This is a genomic window from Arthrobacter sp. KKT183 (assembly GCF_055657625.1).
The window spans coordinates 2,627,360-2,647,135 of the sequence record NZ_CM145770.1 but is presented as its reverse complement, the minus strand read 5'-3'; the positions used below and the strand labels follow the sequence as shown (position 1 = coordinate 2,647,135).

Annotated in this window: 21 protein-coding genes; 5 read left to right on the top strand and 16 right to left on the bottom strand. The window is 64.4% G+C overall.

The genetic code is table 11. The features are described 5' to 3' along the window. Positions 1-80: 80 nt before the first annotated feature. The 3 genes from ACZ2GY_RS12580 to ACZ2GY_RS12570 form a co-directional block, all read right to left on the bottom strand. Complete coding sequence (locus ACZ2GY_RS12580; RefSeq protein ID WP_471672024.1) at positions 81-1,412, bottom strand: ABC transporter substrate-binding protein; 1,332 nt, start codon at positions 1,410-1,412, stop codon at positions 81-83. A gap of 76 nt (positions 1,413-1,488) precedes the next feature. After that, positions 1,489-2,322 (bottom strand): carbohydrate ABC transporter permease, encoded by an 834-nt coding sequence (locus ACZ2GY_RS12575; RefSeq protein WP_404800724.1) that lies wholly within the window; start codon positions 2,320-2,322, stop codon positions 1,489-1,491. 65 nt (positions 2,323-2,387) lie between these two features. Next, the gene (locus tag ACZ2GY_RS12570) at positions 2,388-3,320 is read right to left on the bottom strand and encodes a carbohydrate ABC transporter permease (RefSeq protein WP_471672023.1); all 933 of its coding nucleotides are present in this window, start codon (positions 3,318-3,320) and stop codon (positions 2,388-2,390) included. A gap of 255 nt (positions 3,321-3,575) precedes the next feature. Here ACZ2GY_RS12570 and ACZ2GY_RS12565 point away from each other — a divergent pair, with 255 nt between their 5' ends. Then, positions 3,576-4,223 (top strand): TetR/AcrR family transcriptional regulator, encoded by a 648-nt coding sequence (locus ACZ2GY_RS12565; RefSeq protein WP_471672022.1) that lies wholly within the window; start codon positions 3,576-3,578, stop codon positions 4,221-4,223. Between the two features lie 57 nt (positions 4,224-4,280). On the opposite strand, the gene asd is transcribed toward ACZ2GY_RS12565, so the two are convergent. From asd to ACZ2GY_RS12515, 10 genes are all read right to left on the bottom strand, one after another. Beyond that, a complete protein-coding gene (gene asd, locus ACZ2GY_RS12560; protein ID WP_056543905.1) occupies positions 4,281-5,432 on the bottom strand; it encodes an aspartate-semialdehyde dehydrogenase in 1,152 nt (383 codons plus the stop codon). A gap of 77 nt (positions 5,433-5,509) precedes the next feature. After that, positions 5,510-5,917 carry a hypothetical protein gene (locus ACZ2GY_RS12555; RefSeq protein ID WP_471672021.1) on the bottom strand — a complete coding sequence of 136 codons (408 nt, stop codon included), beginning with the start codon at positions 5,915-5,917 and terminating at the stop codon, positions 5,510-5,512. Positions 5,918-5,921: 4 nt separating this feature from the next. After that, complete coding sequence (locus ACZ2GY_RS12550; RefSeq protein ID WP_471672020.1) at positions 5,922-6,575, bottom strand: hypothetical protein; 654 nt, start codon at positions 6,573-6,575, stop codon at positions 5,922-5,924. 27 nt (positions 6,576-6,602) lie between these two features. Continuing rightward, positions 6,603-7,553 (bottom strand): hypothetical protein, encoded by a 951-nt coding sequence (locus ACZ2GY_RS12545; RefSeq protein WP_277358697.1) that lies wholly within the window; start codon positions 7,551-7,553, stop codon positions 6,603-6,605. A 48-nt stretch (positions 7,554-7,601) separates the two neighbouring features. Continuing rightward, on the bottom strand, positions 7,602-8,201 hold the full coding sequence (locus ACZ2GY_RS12540) for a dihydrofolate reductase (protein WP_346027209.1): 600 nt from the start codon (positions 8,199-8,201) through the stop codon (positions 7,602-7,604). Further along, on the bottom strand, positions 8,198-9,007 hold the full coding sequence (locus ACZ2GY_RS12535) for a thymidylate synthase (protein ID WP_471672019.1): 810 nt from the start codon (positions 9,005-9,007) through the stop codon (positions 8,198-8,200). Before ACZ2GY_RS12535 ends, ACZ2GY_RS12540 begins: the two co-directional genes overlap by 4 nt. 37 nt (positions 9,008-9,044) lie before the next feature. Further along, entirely contained in the window at positions 9,045-10,010 is a 966-nt protein-coding gene (locus ACZ2GY_RS12530) for an NUDIX hydrolase (RefSeq protein WP_471673592.1), read from the bottom strand. Beyond that, positions 10,010-12,235, bottom strand: a complete 2,226-nt coding sequence (locus ACZ2GY_RS12525) for an RNA degradosome polyphosphate kinase (protein ID WP_471672018.1) — start codon at positions 12,233-12,235, stop codon at positions 10,010-10,012. The genes ACZ2GY_RS12530 and ACZ2GY_RS12525 overlap by 1 nt, the downstream gene beginning before the upstream one ends. Before the next feature lie 72 nt (positions 12,236-12,307). Continuing rightward, positions 12,308-13,300, bottom strand: a complete 993-nt coding sequence (mshD, locus tag ACZ2GY_RS12520; protein WP_471672017.1) for a mycothiol synthase — start codon at positions 13,298-13,300, stop codon at positions 12,308-12,310. 215 nt (positions 13,301-13,515) lie between these two features. Further along, the gene (locus tag ACZ2GY_RS12515) at positions 13,516-14,220 is read right to left on the bottom strand and encodes a winged helix-turn-helix transcriptional regulator (protein WP_056543925.1); all 705 of its coding nucleotides are present in this window, start codon (positions 14,218-14,220) and stop codon (positions 13,516-13,518) included. A gap of 259 nt (positions 14,221-14,479) precedes the next feature. Here ACZ2GY_RS12515 and ACZ2GY_RS12510 point away from each other — a divergent pair, with 259 nt between their 5' ends. From ACZ2GY_RS12510 to ACZ2GY_RS12495, 4 genes are all read left to right on the top strand, one after another. After that, a complete protein-coding gene (locus ACZ2GY_RS12510; protein ID WP_471672016.1) occupies positions 14,480-15,217 on the top strand; it encodes a hypothetical protein in 738 nt (245 codons plus the stop codon). A 193-nt stretch (positions 15,218-15,410) separates the two neighbouring features. Then, positions 15,411-16,010, top strand: a complete 600-nt coding sequence (locus ACZ2GY_RS12505) for a heme-binding beta-barrel domain-containing protein (RefSeq protein WP_346027207.1) — start codon at positions 15,411-15,413, stop codon at positions 16,008-16,010. An 82-nt stretch (positions 16,011-16,092) separates the two neighbouring features. Beyond that, positions 16,093-17,178, top strand: coding sequence for a CAF17-like 4Fe-4S cluster assembly/insertion protein YgfZ (gene ygfZ, locus ACZ2GY_RS12500; RefSeq protein WP_471672015.1), 1,086 nt, complete (start codon positions 16,093-16,095; stop codon positions 17,176-17,178). After that, positions 17,175-17,576: an ankyrin repeat domain-containing protein gene (locus tag ACZ2GY_RS12495; RefSeq protein ID WP_471672014.1), complete on the top strand. Its 402-nt coding sequence runs from the start codon at positions 17,175-17,177 to the stop codon at positions 17,574-17,576. Before ygfZ ends, ACZ2GY_RS12495 begins: the two co-directional genes overlap by 4 nt. On the opposite strand, the gene ACZ2GY_RS12490 is transcribed toward ACZ2GY_RS12495, so the two are convergent. The 3 genes from ACZ2GY_RS12490 to ACZ2GY_RS12480 form a co-directional block, all read right to left on the bottom strand. Beyond that, positions 17,573-18,313 (bottom strand): GNAT family N-acetyltransferase, encoded by a 741-nt coding sequence (locus ACZ2GY_RS12490; protein WP_471672013.1) that lies wholly within the window; start codon positions 18,311-18,313, stop codon positions 17,573-17,575. The genes ACZ2GY_RS12495 and ACZ2GY_RS12490 overlap by 4 nt on opposite strands. A 42-nt stretch (positions 18,314-18,355) precedes the next feature. Further along, entirely contained in the window at positions 18,356-19,381 is a 1,026-nt protein-coding gene (locus tag ACZ2GY_RS12485) for a 6-phosphofructokinase (protein WP_277359843.1), read from the bottom strand. A 132-nt stretch (positions 19,382-19,513) separates the two neighbouring features. Then, positions 19,514-19,756 (bottom strand): PspC domain-containing protein, encoded by a 243-nt coding sequence (locus ACZ2GY_RS12480; RefSeq protein ID WP_277359844.1) that lies wholly within the window; start codon positions 19,754-19,756, stop codon positions 19,514-19,516. Between the last annotated feature and the right edge of the window lie 20 nt (positions 19,757-19,776).

The window sequence follows — 19,776 nt, the reverse complement described above, 5'->3', positions numbered from 1 at the left end:
AGAAATGCCCGGCCGTGAAGAGGCCCACTCAATCAACCGTGTCAGGCCGATTGAGTGGGCAAACTGGTTCCTGCGACGCGTTACTCGATGACAGGAATGGACTGCGCCTTCAGTGACTCAATGGTTTGCTGTTCACCGCGTTGGAGGGCTTCCATGAGGGTGGACTCGCCTGCGATGGCGGCGCCGAAGCCGTCGGAAACGTCTGTATAGGTTTGGGTCATCGTTGGTCCCCAGGTGAATTCAGGGTCCACGTTCTGCGTAGCCTCGGCGAAGACGTCATAAACAGCCTGTCCGCCGAAGAACTCGGACTCACCGCTGAACGCTTCGAGGTCTGCGCCGGCGGTAGCTGCCGGGTACAGCCCGCCGAGCTCGTTCGCGAGAGCCAGTGCTTCGGGATCGGTATTCAGCCACAGTGCAAACTGTGAGGCCTCGTAGGGGTGGTCGGAGCCCTTCAGTACTGCTGTGGTGGAGCCTCCCCAGTTGCTGGCAGCACTCTGGCCCGCATCCCACTGCGGCATCGGGGCAACTGCCCACTTGCCGGCGCTGTCGGGGGCAGCGCTTTGCAGGTGCCTGGTGCCCCAGACCGCTGAGATCCAGGTCCACTGCTCGCCCTCGCTGATGGAGGCGTTCCACTCGTCGGAGAAGGAGGGCACTGTGGAGACGAGGTCATCCTCGAGCAGTCCCTGCCAGTACTCGGCCACCTCCATGGACTCTTCACCGGTCAGGTTGACCTCCCAGCCGTCGTCCTCGCTGCTGAACCACTGGCCGCCCGCCTGCCAGACGAGGCCAGCGAACCAGTTCACGTCCGCGCGCTGGAAGTTGTGGATGTAACCGCCTTCCCCGCGGATCTGATCGGCCGCGGCCGCGTACTCTTCCCAGGTGGTCGGAACCTCTATCCCGGCCTGCTCGAAGAGGTCCGCGCGGTAGAAGAGGGCCATGGGACCGCTGTCCTGCGGGACCGCGTAGACGGCATCTTCTTCTCCGAAGGTCACCTGGTTCCAGGTCCAGTCGATGAACTGGTCACTCGCTTCGGCGATACCTTCGCAGGCCGCGATGTTCTCGAGGCCGTCCTGAACGCGGAAGTTGGGGAGTGCGTCGTACTCGATCTGACCCAGGTCAGGTGCGTTGCCGGCCTGCAGCTGGTTGAAGAAGTTCCGGTACGTGCCGGCGTTTCCATTGGGGCCCGTCTGGACTGTCACCTGGATGTCCGGGTTTTCTTCGTTCCACAGCTCCACTACCTGGTCCATGCCCGGAACCCATGCGGTGTAGGTGAGCTCCACCGGCTCGGTAGAGGGCTCACACGCCGCTGCTTCAGGCGCTCCGGCGGAGTCGCCTCCACTGGCGCAGCCCGCGAGGGCCAGGGCAGAGACCATGACGACGGCGGCGGTGGTCTTTCCGTGATGCATACGCATTCTGTTTTTCCTTTGTGTATGGATGAGGCCGGCAGGCGTGTGCCTTCCGGCGGTTTCTTAGGGTCTTGCAGTCTGGTTACTTGACGCTTCCGGCGCTGAGTCCGCTGCTCCAGAAGCGCTGCAGGCCGAGGAAAGCGATGATGAGCGGGACGATGGAGACGAGCGCGCCGATAATCACGAACGTGCGCAGTTCAGGGATCTGGCTGATTTGGCTGTTCCACGCGTACAGGCCCAGTGTCACCGGGAAGAGGGCCTGGTCGCGGAGCATGATCAGCGGGAGGAAGAAGTTGTTCCAGATGGCGACGAACTGGAACAGGAAGATCGTTACCAGCGCCGGCGCCATCAGGCGGCTGGAGACAGTGAAAAAGGTACGCACCTCACCGGAGCCGTCCAGCCGGGCTGCCTCGAGGAGTTCCCCGGGAACCGAAGCCGCGGCATAAATCCGCGCGAGGTAGACACCGAAGGGGCTCACAAGGCTGGGGAGGAAGACCGCCCAATACGTGTTGGTCAGATTGACCTCGCTGAAGATCAGGAACAGCGGCAGGGCCAGCGCGGTGGCGGGCACCAACACACCGCTTAGGACAACATTGAAGATGAGTTCCCGGCCCCTGAACTCGTACTTGGACAGGGCATAGCCACACATGGCGGCGATGATCGTGCCGAGCACCGCGCCAGCTCCCGCGTAGAGGGCGCTGTTGGCCAACCATTTGACGAACAACCCATCCTGATACTGGAAGAGCCCGATGAGGTTGGTGAAGAACGTCGAGATGGAGTTCGGTGTGAACCAGAGCGCTGCCGTCCCTGTGATTTCGCTGCCGGACTTCGTGGAGGTGACGAGCAGCCACCAGATCGGGGTCAGGAAGTAGAGGGTGAAGACGCCCATGATGAGCATCGCCGCGGCGCGAGACATGACACTCTGCCGGGGTCCGCGGGAATGGATCTTCTCCGCGGTCGACAGGGGAACGGTTGGCGCGCTCATTGGGATACCTTCCGTTGGGTTGCCTTCAGGAAGACAAAGGAGAGGATGAACGTGGCCAGTGCCAGAACGACGGAAAACGCAGCGGCCAGGTTGTAGTTGGGCACAGAAGCGGTGGTGTAGACCGCGAGGTTCGGTGTGTAGGTGCTGCTGATCGCCGAGCTGAAGCTGCGCAGGGTCTGGGGTTCGGCGAGGAGTTGGAGGGTGCCGATGATGGAGAACACCCCGGTGAGGATGATCGCGGGAGTCACCAGCGGGATCTTGATCCGCCAGGCGATCTGCGCGTTGGAGGCGCCGTCAAGCCGTGCCGCCTCGTAGATTTCCGTGGGAATAGCGAGCAGCGACGCGTAGATGATGAGCATGTTATAGCCCACGTACACCCAGGTGACGATGTTCGCGATGGACCACAAGACCAGGGACCCGTCGAGGAAGTTGATTTCCGAGGTGACCGCGCTGAACGGTGAGAGTGAGGGCGAGTAGAGGAATCCCCACATGATGGCCGCAATGACGCCCGGCACCGCGTAGGGAGCGAAGAACGCGAGGCGGAAGAACTTCTTTCCCTTGAGGAGCGGCGAATCGAGCAGTAGTGCAAACAGCAGCGCCATGCCCAGCATGATCGGCACCTGCACTACACCGAAGAGCAGTACCCGGCCTACGGAGGCCCAGAACGCCTGGTCCTGGAAGACGAGCGCGTACTGGCTGAATCCGCCGAAGACCTGCTGCGGCGCCCCGAACGTTCCTTCACGCTCAACCGTCAGGAGCGACTGGATGACCGCGAAGATGATGGGCGCCGCGTAGAAGAGGAGAAAGAGCACTGCGAAGGGTGCAACGAAGACGGCTACCGCCTTACGTGTGCTGCGTCCCTTCTGCGCCGTTCTCGGCGATCGCCCCGCCGAGCGCGGCTGGGTATGGGCCTGATTCAGGGTAGCCATCAGGAGGCCTCATTGCCTGTTGAATGGGTGCCTATAGCGCCGACCGTGCCTATGGGAACGGCGACGACGTTGCGCAACTTCAATCCGAGCACCAGCTTCGACCCGGGGTGCCGAGTGATAGGTGGTACGCGTTCTCGCCTCAGAGTTCGTCTCGCAACCGCGAGGGCGTAGTCAAGAGTTCAGGATGTCGATATGACGAGGATAACATGAAAAACGAGTAGTTACTCTATATTTAAGCCACCTAGACTTGGATCCATGCAAACCAAGTCAACTGCCCGGGGAGGCACACGCGGACCTTACGCGAAAACTGCCGCGCGCCAGCGTGAAATCCTGGAGGCTGCGGTAGCCGTGTTCGGGTCCAAGGGCTACAGCGCCGGGAGCATCCAGGAGGTTGCCGACCGGGCTGGAATCGCACAGACGACACTGCTGCATCATTTTCCAACCAAGGCGCAGCTTCTTGTGGCTGTCCTTGAGTACCGTGACGAAATCAGTCCTGACACCCCGGGGACGCGCGAGCATTTCACCGAGGTCGTCGTTCAGCAAGCGAAGAATAACGAAGGCGTTCCCCATCTGATCGAGCTCTACTCGGTGCTGTGTGGAGAAGCGACCACCGAGGACCACCCCGCCCGGGAGTACTTCGTGAAGCGCTTTGAGCGCCTCAGAGGGGAGTACAGCAACGAACTGCGTTATCTAGCCAGCATCGGACGACTGCGGCCCGGCATTGACCCGGGCATCGCCGGACCCACGATTGTTGCCCTGTGGGACGGCATTCAAACCCAGTGGCTTCTCAATCCGGAGGACGTTGATGTCCCGCAAACACTCAAGGCCTATCTTGATCTGATCATCATTAGTCCCGAAACTGGGTCGGCACAGCAACCCACGGCAGACAGCAGCGGGTCGTGAAAGTATTTACGCCGGCAGACCGGAGCAGCCGGGTTAGACCCCGGTAGGGAAGCAGCCCTAGAGATTGCCGGTTGCGATCAGGAGCGCGCGGCGAAGCGGCTCGGCAGCACCCCACAGGAGCTGGTCTCCCACAGTGAACGCGCTGATGTATTCCGGCCCCATTTCGAGTTTGCGGATTCGCCCAACGGGAATCTGCAGGGTACCGCTGGCCGCCACCGGGGTAAGGCCTTGCAGGGTTGCTTCCTTGGTGTTCGGGACCACCGTTGCCCACTCGTTGTCCTGATCGATCAGTGTTTCAATCTCAGTCACGGAGAGGTCTTCTGTGAGCTTCAGCGTGAGCGCCTGGGAGTGTGATCGCATGGCGCCGATCCGTACGCACAGTCCGTCGAAGGGGATCCGGGCTCCCTCGATGTCCTTGCCCAAAATCTTGTTGGTTTCCGCGCCGGCTTTCCACTCTTCCTTCGACTGACCGTTGCCGAGATCTGCGTCGATCCAGGGAATTACCGATCCAGCAAGCGGTACGCCGAACTGGGAGGCGTCCATGGCCGGATTCTTCTGCTGGGTCAGCACTGCGCGGTCGATGTCGAGAATTGCTGACGCCGGGTCTGCCAGATTCTGGGCGACTGCGCCGTGGATGGACCCGAATTGGTTCAGCAGCTCGCGCATATGCCGGGCTCCGCCGCCCGAGGCTGCCTGATAAGTCATGGAGGTTCCCCACTCAACCAGGCCGTTTCTGAACAGCCCGCCGAGGCCCATCAGCATGCAGGAGACCGTGCAGTTGCCGCCGATGAAGTCGCGGACACCGCGGGCGAGCCCGGCATCGATCACGTCCCGGTTCACCGGGTCCAGCACAATGATGGAGCTCTCCTCCATGCGCAGCGTGGAGGCGGCGTCGATCCACAGGCCGTCCCACCCGGCGTCGCGCAATTTGGGGTACACCTCTGAGGTGTACCCGCCGCCCTGGGCGGAAACGATGATGGGCAGCTTTGCCAGGGCCTCGACGTCATAGGCATTCTGCAGCGGACCGGCGCCCTCGGCGAACGACGGAGCCGCGCCACCGGCATTGGACGTGGAGAAAAAGACCGGGTTGATGAGACGGAAATCGCCCTCATCCTGCATGCGCTGCATCAGGACGGAGCCGACCATCCCACGCCAGCCGACCAAACCGACGGAGGGCGCGGACGAGGACAGGTGCGCAGCGGTTGTCATGCCTCCAGTTTAGGCGAGGATGCCACTCTCGTGCCGGTCAGTTACGTCACAGCCGTAGGGCGACGACGCCGCGCGGCTCAGTAGGCGGGCCGCGGCAGCCCGCGCGCCTCGCGCAGCTTGTGTGCGCGCCACTCCCGCACGAGGTTTCTGACGGCGAAGATCTCGAGTATCACCAGGAGAGCCGGAATAACAAGGAATCCGAGCATCCCTGAATCGCCCTCAACCAAAAGGTTCCGCAGGGGAAGGTAGACAAAGATGCAAATGATGACCGCAATAGCGAGAACATAGACAAGATGCCCCCAGCGCGTGTTGATGCGCGGACCCAACCCGAGACGCCCCACACCGTACTCATCGCGGGTATAGCTGACGAGTTCACCGTTGATCCCGCGCGTCAGCACTCGATTCTCACCGGTCCGCGCTACCTGATCCTCGTGTGCGGCCCTTGTTACGGCATCCCGGCGTTCCCGTTCGGCGTTGTAGACCAATGCTTCAGTCCTGTCGTAGTGCGCGTAATTGGGCCAGGACGTCCTCGTCGGACAGGCCCGTTTCGGATGCCACGGAATCTGCTCCGGGCTGTCGGCGGCCAACGGTCCACGCTCCTGATTCGGCCTTGATGAGGAGTTCGCCGGCATCAGGAGTTTCACGGTTCTTGACGATCGCACCGCCGTCCGGATGCTCAGCACAGTGCGACTGCACGATGAAGAAATTCGCCTCGGCGCCGGTGATGTCCGGCCGCTTGGCCATCGCAAACCAGGTGAGATGGCTGCGCGGCTGCATCAGGATCTCGTACTCCGCCGATTCGATGGAGATCACGCTGTCCGAGTAATTGGGCGCAACGAGGCTGATCTCGATCCGGCGCTGCGCCGTGGTGAGCGCACGGGTCACCGCAGCCACAGGGCCGCCGACCGAGAGCACGCCGTCGCTGTCAGCAAAGGCCAGGCCGCGTGCCACAAGGGAGGAGCCGCCCGCCGCAACCATGCGGGTGTCACCGACTTCATCGCTCACCCGCAAAGCTGCGGCACTCGCCGTTGCGGCTGCGCCCGGAGCGAGGCTCAGCAGAGCTGCCACCTCGGCGAACCCGAACCCGATGGCGTCGGGATACGGGCTGCCGGCCTGCTCAGGCTTCGACACGGTCTCGGTCATCGTGCTGCTCCTCGTGCGATTGAAGTCCTAGAAACCAAAGAAATCACCGACGGCTTCGGCGCCGTCGGAAAGGGCGCCGCCCACATCCTCAGCGGTATCGGCGATTGCCCCGCCCACAGCATTGACGGCGTCGTGCACCACCGGAACGTTGTCATAGATGGCAAGGGCTCCACTGGCCACCATGGCGACTGTGCCTACTGGTGGGGGAAGGAAGGAGGCGACCCCGAGAACCGTTTTGGCACCGGAGTAAAGTGCATCGCCCGTGTCCCCGTTATTCAGGTGGTTGATCGTGTCGTACAGGTCCAGCCCGGTGCCGACGACGCCGAGCCCCTTGCCCAGCACATCGAATGCAGCGAAGGCTCGGGAGCCTTCAGTCAGGTTCAGCGCCGTATGCCAGTTCCCGTCGAAGAGGTCGCCGGAGGTGTTGAAGAAGCCGCTGAGCATGTTCGAGTTGCGCAGCGCAGTCCAGGCGGCAGGGTCGCCGAAGCCGCTCCGCAGAGCCGGCGTCAGCATCGCGCCGATGTCGAAGAGCCCGGCGCGCATGTTCGGGAACGCCTTGATGAGCTGGTACATATCCCAGCCGTCACGAAACGGCGAATCGGGACCGAGTAACCAGTCCGGACCCGGCACGTTACCGTCTTCTCCGGGGATGGGCATACGTTCCGATCCGCCCGCCGGTGTCATGCCCGGCCCGCCAGCCCCATCAGCGTCTGAACTTGTGCGCTCCTGGTCCGCGGCCTGCTCCAGCAGTTCGGACTTGGCGCGGTCGAGGCTCGTGGAGGCGGAGAGGATCTGCACCCGCAGCACGGTATTCCACCGCTGGCGGGTCTGATCCGCGTCAGTGCCCTTCCAGAACCCGGGATTGTTGACCACCGCGGAGACGCTGGCGGAGATGTCGAGCAGGGACTGTGCCCCTGCACTGCAGTGTTGCGCCAGCGAGCGCAGCTGATCCGGGTTTGCCCCCAGCGTCCCAGTCATTTTTCCCCGTGCCTCTTACCTTGCCTGATCTTCGTCCCGCTACTGAGACTACCCAGCGGGGCGGGTATCCCGCGATGGGGAGGGCTGCCCACCTTGCTCCGCCCGGGCCCACAGGCTAATCCGGAACCGGGTTCCGTTCTGCGCGGTGGTCCAGCCCTCGGACGGCTCAACTCCGGCGAGATTCCAGGAATTCGCGAGTGCAGGAGCGTAGGTGTCACCCTCCTCCGCTGAGTCGATCACCGTGACATAAGCGGCGTTCGCGTGCTGGGCCGCTTCCGCATACACCTGACCGCCGCCGATGATCCAGATCTCGTCGGCACCCTCACTGCGCTGGGCCTCGCTGACGGCCTCTTCTAGCGAGCCGACGACGACGGCGCCCCGGTATTCTGCCGGGTCCGGATCCTGTCTACTCACCACAATGTTGGTGCGGCCGGGTAATGGGCGGTACTTCTCCGGGAAGGACTCCCAGGTGCGCCGTCCCATGATGACGGGATGCCCCTGCGTGGTGCGCCGGAAGTGTGCCAGATCCTCGGGCAGGTGCCACGGCATGGTGCCGTCCCGGCCGATGACGCCGTCCACTGTCTGTGCCCAGATCATCCCTACAACAGGGCTGCCGACCAGCGCAGCGGCGCTCAGGGACTCGCTCATACGGCGATCGGCGCCTTGATGGTCGGGTGGTGCTGGTAGTTCTCCACCGTGAAATCCTCAAGCTCATAGTCGAAGATGCTCTCGGGCTTCCGGTTCAGGCGCAGTGCGGGGTAGGGGTAGGGCTCGCGGGAGAGCTGTTCGGCAACCTGCTCAACATGGCTGTCATAGATGTGGACATCGCCGCCGGTCCAGACGAACTCGCCGGGCTCAAGGCCCACCTGCTGCGCCACCATGAGGGTGAGCAGCGCGTAGGACGCAATGTTGAACGGTACGCCGAGGAAGGTGTCCGCGGAGCGCTGGTAGAGCTGGCAGGAAAGCTTGCCGTCCGCCACGTAGAACTGGAAGAAGGCGTGGCAGGGAGGCAGTGCCATGCTCTCGATATCCGCAACGTTCCAGGCCGAGACGATGTGCCGCCGGGAGTCAGGGTTGGTCTTCAACCCATCGATGAGGTGTTCAATCTGGTCGATGTGGCCACCATCGGGCGTGGGCCACGAACGCCACTGGACGCCGTAGACGGGGCCAAGTTCGCCGTCCTCATCAGCCCATTCGTTCCAGATCCGCACCCCGCGTTCCTGAAGCCAGGACACGTTGGAGTCGCCGCGAAGGAACCAGAGCAACTCCAGGGCCACTGACTTGAAGTGCACCCGCTTCGTGGTGATGAGCGGGAAGGACTCCGCGAGGTCGAACCTCAGCTGCCGCCCGAAAACGCTGCGCGTTCCGGTGGCGGTCCGGTCCGATTTCGGGGTCCCGTTAGCCAGGACGTCGCGGAGCAGGTCTTCGTAGGGTGTGGGAACCGGAGTAGTCACGGCATTTAGTCTAAGACCGGATCCCACACGGCCGGAATCAGTCGTCGTAGGCACGGAACTGCTCGACGGAGACAACCTTGCCAGCCTTCCTGCAATTGACCTGGCAGATGATCGCCTCACCGGGAGCCAGGTACGGATCCGACGCCGGCAGCAGCTCGCCCAGCTGGGACGGCATGTGCCCACGGAGTACGTCGAACAGCAGCGGCAGCACCGGGCGGTGGCTGCACACAGCCACCGGAACGCGCCGGTCGAACAGCTTCTCAACGGTGTTGCTGGCCCGTCCAGGCTTGCGGGCGGCGTCGCGTTCCGTAATGGCGTCCACGAGTTTCAGTTTCGCGTCGGAACGCTTCACATACGGCATGATCGTCTGCACGCAGCGGTCCCACGGGCTGCTGACGATGCGCTCGGGGGACCAGGCCTCCAGCAGTCGGCTGACGGCCTGTGCCTGCCGCCGCCCGGACGCGGCCAGCGGTCGCTCGCCCTCTGCGCGGGTCCACGAGGACCGCGGCTTGGCCTTCGCATGGCGGACGATGATCAGCGGCCAGGTGGCCAGGCGGTCCTCAGCAAACGCTTCAACCAGAGCGTTCAGCGGCTCTCTGTCCGATGGGTTGCTGAGCAGCTCGGCGGCGCGTTCGGGAGGACACCACAGGAAGTCGTCCACCTCCTTGCCATCCGGTTGGGGGGTGGCGGCGTCAACTTTCGCCGCCCAGTAATGCACCACCTTCAGCCCGGACGCCACCGGGTACTCGATGGTCGGCAAAGGGATGCCGAGCTGCACCGTAATGCCGATTTCCTCACGGACCTCGCGTACGGCGCACTCGGGTGTGGTCTCACCCGCGTCGATCTTGCCCTTCGGCCAGGACCAATCGTCATAGCGGGGACGATGGATGAGAAGGACTTCCAGCGCACCCGAGCGCTTGCGCCAGCACAGTGCACCGGCAGCGACGACGGCGGCGCCCTTCTTGCTCTGCCTGCTCTCTACCGCTGTGTCCGGCTGCGTCATCACTGGCGGGCGGGCCGCAGACGGCTGCGGGAACGGGAGGCCAATAACCACGACTGCACGTCGCTCAGGGGATTGCCGTCGTCGTCCTTGTGGTGGCGGATCCACTCTCCGTCGCTGTCCAGGTGCCAGCTCGCCGTGCCGCTGTCGAGGTAGCGGTCCATCAGTGACAGCAGGTAGGTGATGTGTTCGGGTGAGGACAGCTGGACCAGCGCCTCGACCCGGCGGTCGAGGTTGCGGTGCATCATGTCAGCTGAACCAATGAATACCGCCGGATCTCCTGCGTTCGCGAATGCGAAGACACGTGAGTGCTCCAGGAACCTGCCGAGAACAGACCGGACGGTGATGTTCTCGCTGAGGCCCGGAACGCCGGGACGTATCGAGCAGATGCCGCGCACTATTACGTCCACCCGAACTCCGGCCTGCGAGGCCCGGTACAGGGAATCGATCAGTGACTCGTCAACGATCGAGTTCACCTTGATGATGACGCGGGCTTCGAGGCCGGCCTGACTGTTGGCGATTTCCTGCTCGATGCGTTCGATCAGGCCGGAGCGGACCGAGCGCGGCGCTACGAGAAGCCGTTTGAAGGTCGACTTCGGGGCGTAGCCGGAGAGCTGGTTGAACAGCCGTGAGAGGTCCTCGCCCACCTGGTGGTTGGCGGTGAGCAGCCCGAGGTCCTCGTAGTAGCGGGCAGTGCGCGGGTGATAGTTGCCGGTGCCGATGTGGCAGTAGCGGCGGAGTCCGTCGATTTCCTGGCGTACCACGAGGGAGAGCTTGCAGTGGGTTTTCAGGCCCACAATGCCGTACACGACATGCACGCCTGCCTGTTCCAGCTTCCGCGCCCAGGAGATGTTCGCCTGCTCGTCGAAGCGGGCCTTGATCTCCACCAGCGCGAGCACCTGCTTGCCCGCCTCAGCAGCATCAATCAGCGCATCGACAATGGGGGAGTCACCGGAGGTCCGGTACAGCGTCTGCTTGATCGCCTGGACCTTCGGGTCCACCGCGGCCTGTTCGAGGAAAGCCTGCACCGAAGTGGAGAAGGAATCATACGGGTGGTGCAGGAGGATGTCCCGGCGCCGCATCGCTGCGAACACGTTCGCGGCCTTCGAGGTTTCACTCTCATTGAGGTCCCGGCTGGTGTGCGCCACGTGCTTCGGATAATGGAGGTCGCCGCGGTCAATACGGGCGATGACGCTGAGGCCCCTCAGGTCCAGGGGAGCGGGCAGGTCATAGACCTCCGCATCCTCAACACCAAGCTCGCGGGAGAGCAGGGCGCGGATGCTGGGGTTGATGTCCGTGGTGACCTCAAGCCGGACGGGCGGGCCGAACCGGCGCCGCAGCAGCTCCTTCTCGAGCGCCTGCAGCAGGTTCTCGGCGTCATCCTCCTCAACCTCGAGGTCTTCATTGCGGGTAACCCGGAAGGTGTGGTGCTCGAGGACCTCCATGCCGGGGAACAGCTGGTCCAGATGGACCGCAATGACCTCCTCCAGCGGAATGAAACGGGCAGTCCGGCCTGCCACGTTCCCCGCGCGCGGCCCGTCAACGGAGATCAGCCGCGGCAGCTGGTCGGGTACCTTCACGCGAGCGAAGAGTTCCTTGTCGCTCACCGGATTACGCACGACGACGGCGAGGTTCAGAGAGAGCCCGGAAATGTACGGGAACGGGTGCGCCGGATCGACAGCGAGCGGCGTCAGGATGGGGAAGACCTTCTCGGCGAACAGCTTGTTCAGATCCTGCCGTGCAACTTCATCCAGCTCATCCCACGTGGTGAGGTGGATGTTCTCTCCGGTGAGTGCGGGCCGGATGTGCTCGGCGAAGATGGCGGCATGGCGGCGCTGAAGCGCGAGGCCGTCGGCCATGATCGTCTCGAGCTGCTCAATGGGGCTGAGGCCGGCGGCGGACGGGACGGCCAGCCCGGTGGCGATCCGGCGCTTCAGGCCGGCCACGCGGACCATGAAGAACTCGTCCAGGTTGGAGGCGAAGATGGACAGGAAGTTGACGCGTTCAAGCAGCGCCAGGTCCGGGTCTTCGGCGAGGTCCAGTACTCGGGCGTTGAAGTGCAGCCAGCTCAGCTCGCGGTCCAGGAAGCGGTCGGCGGATATATCGCCTGACGGCAGCAGGCTCGGGGCGAACTCCGGGATGTCGATGCGGTCCTGGGTGGCCCGGGCGGGAGCTACTTCGGATGATCCGTACCGTGCCGGTACCCGGGCGGCGGTTTCGGCTTCCATAGTGTCTCCTTTGGTGGTTCCGGCGTGGGGCGCTGCCTGCCCTGGCAGGACAGGTGAAGGCCCTGCTCAACCTTACAAGTTGCCGGCTGTATTACCTGGTGCGTACATGACGTCCACGTCCCACCGGGTGAAGCCCAGCGAACGGTACAGCGCGACGGCGGCCGTATTGTCCGCGTCGACGTACAGCATGATGGCCTGCAGCCCGAGCGAGTGCAGGTGTTCAATTCCGGCAATCGTCAAGGCCTTTCCGAGTCCCATGCCCTGCGCAGCGGGAGTCACTCCCACGACGTACACCTCGCCGATGGCAGGGTGTTTGCCGCTGCGGGGGTGCACCTTGGTCCAGTGGAAACCGAGCAGCTCCCCGTCCGACTCCCGGACCGCAAGGATCAAACCCTGTGGATCGAACCAGTCCTCCGCCATCCGCGACTCCAGGTCCTCACGGGTCATGGCGCCCTGTTCAGGATGGTGTGCAAAGGCGGCAGCATTCGCTTCAAGCCAGGCCTGCTCATCCTTGCCCGGTTCGAAGGTGCGCAGGCGCACTCCGTCAGGCACCACGGCGTCGGGCACTGTCGCTTCGAGTGCGGCGCGCGTCTGCCGCATCCGCCACAGTTCACGGACCGGGATGAACCCGGCTTTGCCGGCGAGTTCGACGGCGGCCGCATGATCCCCGTGCGACCACACCCGCAGGTCCGGCAACCGGCGGTCCTGCAGCACGCGCACCAGGCTGCTGCCAACGCCCTGGTTGCGGTAGGTGGGCCGGACCACGAGCTCAAGCACGCCGGGTTGGCTTTCGCCACGTGGAAGGCTGACGACGGCGACGCCGGCCAGCTCCTCACCCGCCTCGCCGATGCCGTTTCCGTCACTGGCATAAGTTGCAAACACCAGCAGGGAATCCGGATGTCCTGAGGAGGTACGCAGGTTGACCAGCGTCTGTTCGGACAGCGGAGGGTTGCCGTCCGCGTCTTCCGCAGCACGGGCGAGGCCGAGGATGTCCTGCAGGACCTCAGCGCGTGGGACACCGCCGATGGTGCGGATGGGCCAGGTGGGTGCGTCAGCTGCAGTCATCTGATTAGCGTAGCCGCGGGCACCACCATTCCGGGAGGATTTTGGCGGCGTCGGGCGGCGTGGGGTAGGCTTTTCAAGCGTTCGAAAGAGTGCAACCGGGGGGGATGCGCCAGTGGGGCGCCCTCGATACGTTCGACCCGTATGTCCTCCACAAACACAAAGGCTCCTTCTCCGCAGCGCGGGAGGGAGCCTTTGTTTATGCCTGCCGGCTGACGTTATGCCTGCTGACTGACTGCCGAGTCACCGCTCTGGCGGCTGAGCGTGAACCGGTAGCCGACGTTCCGCACGGTGCCGATCAACTGCTCATGGTCCGGGCCCAGCTTGGCCCGCAGCCTTCGCACGTGCACGTCGACGGTCCGGGTGCCCCCGTAGTAGTCGTAGCCCCACACCTCATGCAGCAGCTGGTCACGGGTGAAAACCCGGCCGGGATGCTGCGCGAGGTACTTCAGGAGCTCGAACTCCTTGTAGGTGAGGTTCATCGGCTCGCCGCCCACCCGCGCGGTATAGCTGGCCTCATCAATGACGACGCCGGAGGCATGGATCTCGCTCGATACCTCCTCGGCCGCGGTATGTGCCCGAGAAATGACAAGGCGCAGCCGCGCCTCTACCTCCGCCGGGCCGGCGGAGTCGAGGACGACGTCATCGGCCAGCCAGTTGGCGGCTACGGCCGCCATGCCGCCTTCGGTGAGAACCAGCATCAGCGGAGCACTGAGCCCTGTGGCGCGCAGCAGTTGCGTCAGTGAGCGGGCGCCCACCAGGTCCTTCCGCGCATCGATGATGACGACGTCGGACGGTTCAGTTTCGAGCAGCGCGGTGGGCTCGGCGGGAAGGATGTGCACCTTGTGGTTGAGGAGCTCGAGCGCCGGGAGGATCTCCACGGAGGAGCCGGGGCTGTTCGTCAGCATCAGGATGTGCGGCATGTGTCCTCCAGGGATTGGGACGCGCATCATCGGGCGGGCGCAGCGGTGACCGCGTGCCGAAAACAGCAGGACGTTCCGGCAGGCCGACAGCGGATTGCAGTCCAGTATACCGGTGTGACCCGGGGCACCCCCGTAACATCGCGTCCGAAACGGCTGATCCCTCGCTACACCGCGGGAATGATCCCGCCGGGAAGGCCACGGACGGATTTGCCGCTTTCGACGCCTCACGCGTGGGTAGTGCAGTATTGCAGGGGTGAGAATGATGATGGCGGCACTGGTTGCGGCGGTAGCACTGATAGCTGTCGTCGGCGCTTCTTACGTGTCGCTGACGGTGAGCGCCGTCGCCGTCGTTGTTCTGATCCTCGTGGCCGCGATCGGGTGGCCGCATCTGCTGGGAGTCCCGGCGCGCAAGAGCCAATCCGCGGCCATCGCGCTGAGCGCCCTTGCGGCCACCGCCGCCGCCTACTTCTCCCCCTCGGGGGCAGCGCTGACCTGGCTCCCGGTTGCTGTGGCCCTCGGTGTCGGGGCAATCTTCCTCATTCAGCTCCTCCGGGGTACCGGCCAGAGTCACCGCCTCGAATCGACGCTCGGCGCGAGTTCCGGCGTGCTGCTCATCGCACTCGGCGCCGGCTGGGTCGCTGCCGAGAACCTCGGAGTGAACGCGGGAAGCTCCGGTGTCACCCTCGTGACGGGAATCAGCGTCCTGATCGCAATCGCCACGGCGCTGCTGCCCTGGCCTGACCGCATGGTCGGGCCGCTCGGTGTTGTCCTCGCGGCGCTCGCCGGACCACTGTGCGCGCTGATCTTCACGGATGTCGAGGGCCTTGCCGCCGCAATCATCGGCGCGGTGTGCGGCGCCGTCGTCATGGCCGGCCGGCGGCTCGTCATCAGCAGGGATACGCCGCTCAATCCGGCGGCCGTGCTCGCCGTGGGAGTCGCTCCGATCCTGGGCATCGGCTCGCTCGCCTATTTCCTCGAGCGGCTCCTGCTGAGCTGACGCGCGTGTCTCCCGGAACCGTCCAGAGTGGCGCACCCGGCGGAAACACGGCGTTAGGATGGAAGCATGTCAATTCTTGCGCTGGAAATCTTCTTCATCTCCCTGTTGGTGATCGCGGGCCTCGGCATGGCCGGCTTCGCTGCACTCGTCGTCACGCGCCTGTACAAGGGCCAGAAGTAGCGTTCGCTGATCCATGTCGTTTGAGATACCGACGGACCTGACTCCCGAGCTCGTTCCGCTGTCCTGGCTTCTGGGAACGTGGGAGGGCTCCGGCAGGCTGGGCGAGGGCACCGCTGATTCCGAGCACTTCTTCCAGCGTGCCGTGTTCACCCAGCACGGGCTGCCCTACGTGCAGTACACCGCTGAGAGCTGGCTGACGGATGAAGAGGGCAATACCCTTCGTCCGCTGTCGGTGGAGACCGGCTTCTGGGCGTTGGACCGCAAACTGAACGATGCCGATGTCGGGCCCGGCCTGTCGCCGGCGGACATCGTGCCTGCCCTGAAGAGCGCTGACGAGGTCGAGCAGTTCCGTAATGATGCGGGCGGGTTCGACATCACGGCCACAATCGTCCACCCGGGCGGTATCGCAGAGCTGTACTACGGCAGCATCAAGGGCCCGCAGATCCAGCTCTCCACGGACCTCGTGATGCGCGGCCAGCACTCCAAGGACTATTCGGCGGCCACGCGGCTGTTGGGCCTGGTCAACGGAGATCTGTACTGGCGTTGGGACATCGCGGCAGACGGCAGCTCACTGGAGCCGCATGCCTCAGCTATCCTCAGGAAGTCGTCCTGAGCGGCACTGCGGATTGTATGAGTGCTCCGTTGGAATACCCCTTGCCGGAATACGCTTTGCAGCCTATGACGTTGCCAACGGTATGACTTACTCAAGCCCGCTACTTTCCCTGCCCGGCGCCGTAGCTGCCGGCGCACCCGATGAGGGGGTGGCAGCGCACTACGGTGACCCGCTCCGGGAACAGCGTTCCCTGGCCCGCGGCGAGGCCATTGTTGATCTTTCCCACCGCGGTGTCGTCACCGTCACCGGCCCTGACCGCCTGAGCTGGCTCAACACCCTTTCCTCGCAGCTCCTGCTCGACCTGGCGCCGGGTGAATCGACTGAAACGCTCCTGCTCACCGTGCAGGGCCGGATCGAATACAGCCCCCGCGTGGTCGACGACGGCGCTACCACCTGGCTGCTCACCGAAAGCTGGGAAGCCGCCCCGCTTGCTGCATGGCTTGACCGCATGAAGTTCATGCTTCGGGTAGAGATTGCGGACGTCACTGGTGACTGGGCCACGCTCGGTTCAGTCCGGCCGGTAGAGCGGTTCGCGGACAACATCACCTGGACGGACGCCTGGCCACACATCCGCACCGGCGGGTACTCCTACAGTGTCGTCGGCGAGGAATCACACCCGGGTGCGGAGCGGCCCTGGCATGAATACCTGGTTCCCCGCGCGGAACTCGCGCAGTCCGTGGATGAGCTGAACCTGGCCGGTGTCATGGCGTCGGAGGCGCTGCGCATCGCTGCCTGGCGTCCGCGGCTGGGTGTGGAGACGGACGAACGCACCATTCCGCACGAGCTGGACCTCCTGCGGACGGCCGTCCACCTGTCGAAGGGCTGCTACAAGGGCCAGGAGACCGTCGCCCGCGTGCACAATCTGGGGCACCCGCCGCGTCGGCTCGTCTTCCTGCAGTTGGACGGAAGCCAGCACACCCTCCCGGAGCGTGGAAGCGCCGTCGTCGTCGGTGGCCGGACGGTGGGTACGCTCACCTCAGTCGGGCAGCATTATGAGATGGGTGCTGTCGGTCTCGCCGTCATCAAGCGCAGCGTGGACCCTGAGGCTGCCGTAGACGTGGTCGACGGCGAGGAGCACTACGCCGCCGCACAGGAACTGATTGTCGCCACGGATGCCGGCCAGGTTGTCGGCCGTCCCACCGGACTGCTGAAAGGCGGTAGGGGATGACCGAGCGGGAAGCCCCGGATTCTTCGGCTGACGCAGCAATCGCGCTTGCTCACCGACTCCTTGACGCAGCACGTGAGGGTGACGGCGCAACCCTGCGGAAGTATCTCGACGCCGGAGTGCCGGCCACGCTGACCAATGCTGCCGGAGACAGCCTGGTGATGCTCGCGGCCTACAACGGGCACGCGTCGGTCGTCGAGGACCTCCTTGCACGTGGAGCCGACGCAGAGGCCCCCAATGATCGCGGCCAGACTCCGCTGGCCGGTGCGGTCTTCAAGGGCTACGCGGACGTAGCGAAAGCGTTGCTCAGTGCAGGCGCCAGCCCAGACGCCGGAACGCCATCGGCCCGCGACGCCGCAGCCATGTTCGGCAGGACGGACATGCTGAAGCTGTTCAGCTAGCCGCGCTGTTCCGCCTCTCCTCGCACAGCGCCGCTTTCCAGCACAACGGAGGTCTGGCTCCCTGCGTGGACAAAGCCTGCCCGGAGCGCTGTACGCTGCGAGGCCACATTGTCCATGCGGGCACGCCACTGCGGAATGAGTCCGGCAGCCATTGATTCCTCCACGGCAACCGACACTGCATAGGATGCATGACCCCGCCGGCGTTCATCAGGGGCGGTGAGGACGCCGAGGTGGGCAAGGATGCCTTCCCAGATGTCATAGCCGGCGCCGGCGAGCGGGAGCGGCGGTTCGCTGGACTCGTCCACGAGGACGCAGCTGTTCTCCATAGCGCTCAGCCCCACCTCGGCCACATCATCCGGCGGGCAGAGCCGCTCGAGCGCCCGCGCGTGCGCGGGGTCGCTGCTGACCAGGGGCCCGCTGTCCGGGAATGACGGCAGGTTGTCAGAGAAGTACAGGTACGCTTCGCCGAGCCCCCGTCCGCCGTGCGGGCGGCTCATGGACAGCAGCGTTGAATGCCGTGAAAGTTCGACGCCGGTCAGATCCTTTGCTGCGTCCAGCGCCCAGGTGGGGCCGACCAGCGCTTCCTTCCCGAAGAGGGACACGAACATGAGCAGCGGTGCGTTGTTGTCTTCGCGGTAGATGCGGTGGCATGTGCCGGCCATGGCGCCGTCGTCGAATCCCAGCAGCCTGGACCAGGCCAACTGGATGATCGAGATTGTGCCTGGTTCGAGGTTCATGGAACTCCCGTTAGCTGGGAAGGGCAGACGTCCGGGCGGTACTCAGCCGAAGAGGATGGCCGCTTCGTCGTAGCGGTGCTGCGGAACGCATTTGAGGTTGCCGAGCGCGGCATCGAAACCCACGTGTGCGATCTCGGTGCCGTTGAGCGAGACCATGGTGCCCCACAGCCCGTCGATGACCGAGTCGACGGCAGCCATACCGAGACGCGTGGCCAGCACCCGGTCAAAGGCGGAAGGGACGCCGCCCCGCTGGATGTGCCCGAGTACCGTGGCGCGGGTTTCAATGCCCGTTCGGGCCTCGATCTCGGGAGCCAGCTGGTCCGCGATACCGCCCAGGCGCGGCCTGCCGAAGGTGTCCAGCCCGCGCTCGGAGTGCGGCTGCTCCATGTGTGCGGGGACAAAGCCTTCGGCGACGACCACCAGCGGCGCGCGGCCGCGGTCCCTGGCATCGGTGACCCACTCGCAGACCTGTTCGATGGAGGTTTGCTGTTCGGGGATGAGGATGGCGTGTGCACCGGATGCCATGCCGGCGTGTAGGGCAATCCAGCCAACGTGGCGGCCCATCACTTCGGCGACCATGCAGCGTGAGTGTGATTCACCCGTGGTCCGGAGCCGATCGATGGCTTCGGTGGCAATCTGCACGGCTGTGTCGAAGCCGAAGGTGTAGTCGGTGGCGTCGAGGTCGTTATCGACAGTCTTCGGGACGCCGACAATCTTCAGCCCGGCGTCCGTGAGGCGCTTGGCCGCTGCCAGGGTGCCTTCGCCGCCAATAGCGATCATCGCGTCGATGCCGAGCCGGTCAAGAGTGGCCTTGATCGCGTCAGGGCCACCCTTGCCGTCGAACGGGTTGGTGCGCGAGGTCCCCAGAATGGTGCCGCCCTGCTTGGAGATGCCCCGGACCGCATGCCGCGGAAGGTCGATGATGTCGCCTTCCACTACGCCCCGCCAGCCGTCACGGAACCCCACGAACTCGAGGTTGTCGGTCTTGATGCCCTTCAGGACAGCTCCGCGGATTACCGCGTTGAGCCCGGGGCAATCGCCTCCGCTGGTGAGGATTCCGATCTTCATCTAAGGCGTTTTCCAATCAATGGTGGACTTGGGTGATCTGGTCAGGCGCCTCCTTGAGCCACGTATGATTCTAGACACACTGAACCGCCGCGGGGGTTTGTGAAGACCCCGCGGCGGTTCCGGAACGTACAGTCAGCGATTCGAAACGAGTTTTTCCAGCGCAATCGTGCCGTCGGTCTTGGGCAGCAGCAGCCAGAGCACTACGTACACCGGCAGGCCGATCACGGGCAGCAGGAAGCTGAGCAGGATGCCGATCCGCACCAGTCCCACGGACCAGCCGAACCTGAGGGCGATCCCGGAAGCGATGCCGCCGAACCAGCCGCCCGGCGCGCGTTTGATGGGGGAGGAGCGGAGGGCGTTGAAGAAGGAGTTCATTAGTCCATGCTTTCGTAGTG